Source organism: Lysobacter enzymogenes, assembly GCF_017168095.1.
GTDB classification, from domain to species: Bacteria; Pseudomonadota; Gammaproteobacteria; order Xanthomonadales; family Xanthomonadaceae; genus Lysobacter; species Lysobacter enzymogenes_D.
Genome location: NZ_LXSD01000596.1, coordinates 1 through 3,824, shown reverse-complemented (window position 1 = coordinate 3,824; position 3,824 = coordinate 1). Strand labels below are relative to the sequence as shown.

At 71.7% G+C, this 3,824-nt stretch carries 5 protein-coding genes; 3 read left to right on the top strand and 2 right to left on the bottom strand.

Features of this window, described 5'->3' with window-relative positions; translation table 11 throughout:
* Window positions 1–122: 122 nt before the first annotated feature.
* Together A7A76_RS23310 and A7A76_RS23305 are read right to left on the bottom strand one after the other, a co-directional pair.
* Window positions 123–812: a polysaccharide deacetylase family protein gene (locus tag A7A76_RS23310; protein ID WP_206413551.1), complete on the bottom strand. Its 690-nt coding sequence runs from the start codon at window positions 810–812 to the stop codon at window positions 123–125.
* A 7-nt stretch (window positions 813–819) separates the two neighbouring features.
* The gene (locus tag A7A76_RS23305; protein ID WP_206413550.1) at window positions 820–2,040 is read right to left on the bottom strand and encodes a glycosyltransferase family 2 protein; all 1,221 of its coding nucleotides are present in this window, start codon (window positions 2,038–2,040) and stop codon (window positions 820–822) included.
* A gap of 52 nt (window positions 2,041–2,092) precedes the next feature.
* Between A7A76_RS23305 and A7A76_RS23300 the strand changes: the two genes are divergently transcribed.
* The 3 genes from A7A76_RS23300 to A7A76_RS23290 all read left to right on the top strand — a co-directional run.
* The gene (locus A7A76_RS23300) at window positions 2,093–2,380 is read left to right on the top strand and encodes a hypothetical protein (RefSeq protein WP_206413549.1); all 288 of its coding nucleotides are present in this window, start codon (window positions 2,093–2,095) and stop codon (window positions 2,378–2,380) included.
* Window positions 2,381–2,480: 100 nt separating this feature from the next.
* The gene (locus A7A76_RS23295; protein ID WP_206413548.1) at window positions 2,481–3,164 is read left to right on the top strand and encodes an SAM-dependent methyltransferase; all 684 of its coding nucleotides are present in this window, start codon (window positions 2,481–2,483) and stop codon (window positions 3,162–3,164) included.
* A gap of 10 nt (window positions 3,165–3,174) precedes the next feature.
* A partial coding sequence (locus A7A76_RS23290) for an MFS transporter (RefSeq protein ID WP_206413547.1) occupies window positions 3,175–3,824 on the top strand: 650 nt, incomplete at its 3' end.

Sequence of the window (3,824 nt, the reverse complement as noted above, 5' to 3'; positions counted from 1 at the left end):
TCCTACAGGGAGATCGCAAACTTCGGCCGCTACCTGTAGGAGCGGCGCAAGCCGCGACCGCGACACCGCATAAGCCGGCGCCACTCGACCAACCCGCGCGACTCGGCCGCACAACCGCCGCCTCACCCCAACGCCCCCTGCCCTTCGCGCTCGCGCAGCAGATCGCCGACGCGCACGAAGCCGTAACCCTGCGCGCGCAGCGCGGGCACCAGCTCGCGCACGATCTCGACGATGCGCGGCCGCGCCCGGCCGTGGTCGTCGTCGCCGTCGTGCAGCAGCACGATCGCGCCGGGATGGGTTTGCGCCAGCACCGCGCCGGCTACGCAGTCGACATGGCCGGGCGCGTCGGGTTCGAGCCAGTCGCATGGATCGATCGACCAGCCGGCGACGGTGTAACCGTGCCGGGCCAGCAAGTCGACCTGGTCGGCGCGGATCTCGCCGAACGCCGGACGGAACAGCCGCGCCGACAGCGCGTCGGCGCCGGCGCGGCGCAGTTCGGCCGCGGCCGGCGCCACTTCGGCGTGCAGCAGCGTTTCGGCGTCGAGGCCGCGCGCGTCGAGGTGGCTCATCGAATGGTTGGCCAGTTCGTGGCCGTCGGCGAGCATGCGCGCGCTCAGCCACGGCGAGGCGCGCAGCAGGCGGCCGATGCAGAAGAAGGTCGCGGCCACCTCCAGTTCGCGCAGCGCGGTCAGCAGCGCCGGCGTCGCCTGGCCGGGGCCGTCGTCGAAGCTCAGCGCGACCGCGCGCCGGCGCGGCAGGCCGCGGCCGAGGTAGGCGCGCGGACGCTGGGCCAGGAAAGCGTGATAGTCCATGCGCGCCTCAGCGGGTCATCCAGCTCTTGCGGCCGCCGCGCAACTCGTCGAGCAGGCCGATGAGATTGGCCGGCAGCAACAGCACGTCGATGACGGTGTTGTAGACCGACACCAGCAGCAGATCCAGCGGCCCCAGCTGCAAGCGTTCGCGCGCGTGCAGCACCGAAACGAAATTGAGCGCGGCCATCAGCAGCCAGTTCAGCGCCGCCACCGCCAGCAGCGCGTGGCTGCGGTACAGCAGCGCGCCGGCCGCGGCCAGCAGCAGCGTCGGCACCAGCGCCGACTGCGCCCACAGCAGCCACCACGGCAGCATCTTCATCGTCCGCGGCCAGGAGATGCGCCAGGCCACGCGGAACGATTCCAGGCGCCCGCGCGCCCAGCGCCGGCGCTGGCGGAACAGACCGCCCCAGGTGGTCGGGCAAATGGTGTAGGCCACCGCGTCCGGCGCATACGCGATCGAATAGCCGTGGGCGAGCGCGCGCCAGGTCCAGGCGATGTCCTCGACCAGCCACTCGCCCCAGCCGCCGAGTTCGCGGATCGCGTCGGTGCGGTGCAGCGAGAACGCGCCGGCGACCACGTTGACCGAGCCGAGCTTGCTCTGCACGTAGCGGATCGCCGCCAGCGCGCCGATGTGTTCGTAGAACTGCAGCCGGTGCAGCCAGGACTGGTCGCGCCCGGCCGGCACGATCAGCCCGCAGGCGGCGGCGTGGCGCGGCGAGGAATACAGCGCTTCGACCGCGCTGCGCAGCGCGCCGGGCAGGATCACCGTGTCGCTGTCGATCACCGTGACCACTTCCGAATCCGGCGACAGCCGCGGCAGCGCGGCGTCCAGCGCCAGCCCTTTGGCGCCGCCGTTGCGTTCGCGCGCGATCAGCTGGTAGCGCTTGCCGCGCGCCTGCCGCAGCCAGTCGGCGACCGCGGCGGCGGTGGCGTTGGTGGAGCCGTCGTCGACCAGCAGCACTTCCACCGGCCCGGGATAGTCGTTGCCTTCGATCGATTCCAGCGTATCCAGCAGCGAGCCTTCGGGCTCGTTGTAGAACGGCACCAGGATCGACACGAACGGATAGCGCGCCAGGGTGCGCGACGGCGGCCGGCGCACGCCGCGCCAGCACGCCCAGCCGATCAGGAACAGCAGGCAGGCGAGCAGGATCAGGGTGGAGAAGCCGACCACGCCGGTCAGCAGCAGTTGGCTAAGGACGAGTCGATCGAAACCGAACTGGTTGAGCATGGGGCGGCGCATCCGGCGGATGCGGGCACGACGGCGCCGCGCGGAATCGCGCATGCGCTGCGGGCTCGCAGGGTCTGATTGGCAGACCGGACGCGTCGATACGGACGGCCGCGATGCGGCGCCCGCACGCCTGGTGCTGAAGCTTGCGGATTGGAGCGGACGTGACGATTGCTTGGGGGGAACGCTGGCCGAAGCGGGTGCGGAAGGAAAGCCCGCATCGGTCGCCGCGAAAACGCAGTGCCCGATTGAAGCGTTCCGACGCCGTCCGCGCGGCGCGAGCGCAGTGCATCGCCGCGCTTTCGCAACGAAGAATGAAAGCAGCGCACGATTTAATCTGTGACGGCGCCGTGCAGTTCCGCGAACGCCGCGTTGCGCCGCTCGACACGCGTTCGCGCATCGGCGAAGAATCGACGCGCCCCGTCCGCGCCCGAGCCGATGTCATGAATCCGACACTTTCCGCATCCGCCGTCCCCGCCTTCCAGCCGCGCTTCGACATCGGCGCCGACCGCATCGACTGCGGGCGCGAGCCGCACGTCGACACCCATCAGGGCGCCGACGAGCGCGCGAGCTGGCCGCTGCTGGACTATTCGAACTGCGAGCCGACCGAAGACCAGGCCGCGATCAACCGCTGGCTGCGGACCGCCGCACTCGACGGCCTGGACGTGCTGCACGTCGGCACCGGCAATTCCTCGGTGGCGCGCCTGCTCGACGGCCGCGCGCGGGTGGTCTCGGTCACCGTCGCCCGCGGCGAATTCGAGCACGCCCAGTCGCTGGGCCTGCGCGACTACCGCGTGCACCTGCTCAACAAGCACAGCCGCGATTTCGCCGAACGCTTCGCCGCGGCCGGCTTCGACTGCGTGCTCGACAACAACCTGGCCAGCTTCGCCTGCTGCCAGCGCCACCTGGAGCGCTATTTCGACGCGCTGACGCGGCTGCTCAAGCCCGGCGGCTTCGTCCTGACCCACTGGCTGGGCATGCAATGGACCCTGGACGTGGGCGTGGACGATGTCGAAACGGTCTGGCGCCTGGACGCGGCCAAGCTCGAAGCCATCGCCGCCGCGTTCGGATTCCGGGTCGAACGCGAGGGCGAACTGTTCTTCCTGCGCCGGCCGGCGCGGACCTGAGCGCAGCCGCATGAGCGCGCGCCGCGGCGCGGCCGCGCGGCTGCTGCGGATCGGCCGGCGCGACCGGCGTCCGGCGTGGCTGCTGCTCGACAACTTGATCACCACCTTCGGCGCAGCGTTCACTTTGATCGCGCTGCCGTTCCTGGTCATGCGCCTGAGCGGCCGCGCGCTCGACCTCGGCGCGGTCGCGGCGATCGAGGCGCTGCCGAGCCTGGTGCTGCTGTTCGGGTTCCGCGGCGCGCTCGACCGCTTCGACCCGGCGCGGCTGCTGTGGTGGTGCCGCGCGCTGTACGTCGCGATCAACGCCACCCTGGCCGCGGCGACCTGGTTCGGCGCGATGACCCTGCCGCTGATCTATGCGCTGGCGCTGATCGGCGGCATCGTCTGGGCGGTGGCGTATCCGGCCGGGCGCGCCTGCTTCGGCCTGTACCTGCGCCGCGGCCTGCTGGCGCCGGCCAATGCGGTGTTCGCGCTCGCCTCCAGCGTGGCGACGATGGCGATGCCGATGCTCGCCGGCGGCCTGATCCTGTCCTCGTCCGGCCCGCATGCGCTGGCCGTGGCGTTCGCGGTCGATGCGCTGTGCGTGGCGGCCTCGCTGCCGCTGATCGCGGCGCTGCGCCGGCCCGGGCCGGCGCGCGGGCGCGAAGCGCTCGCCGCAGA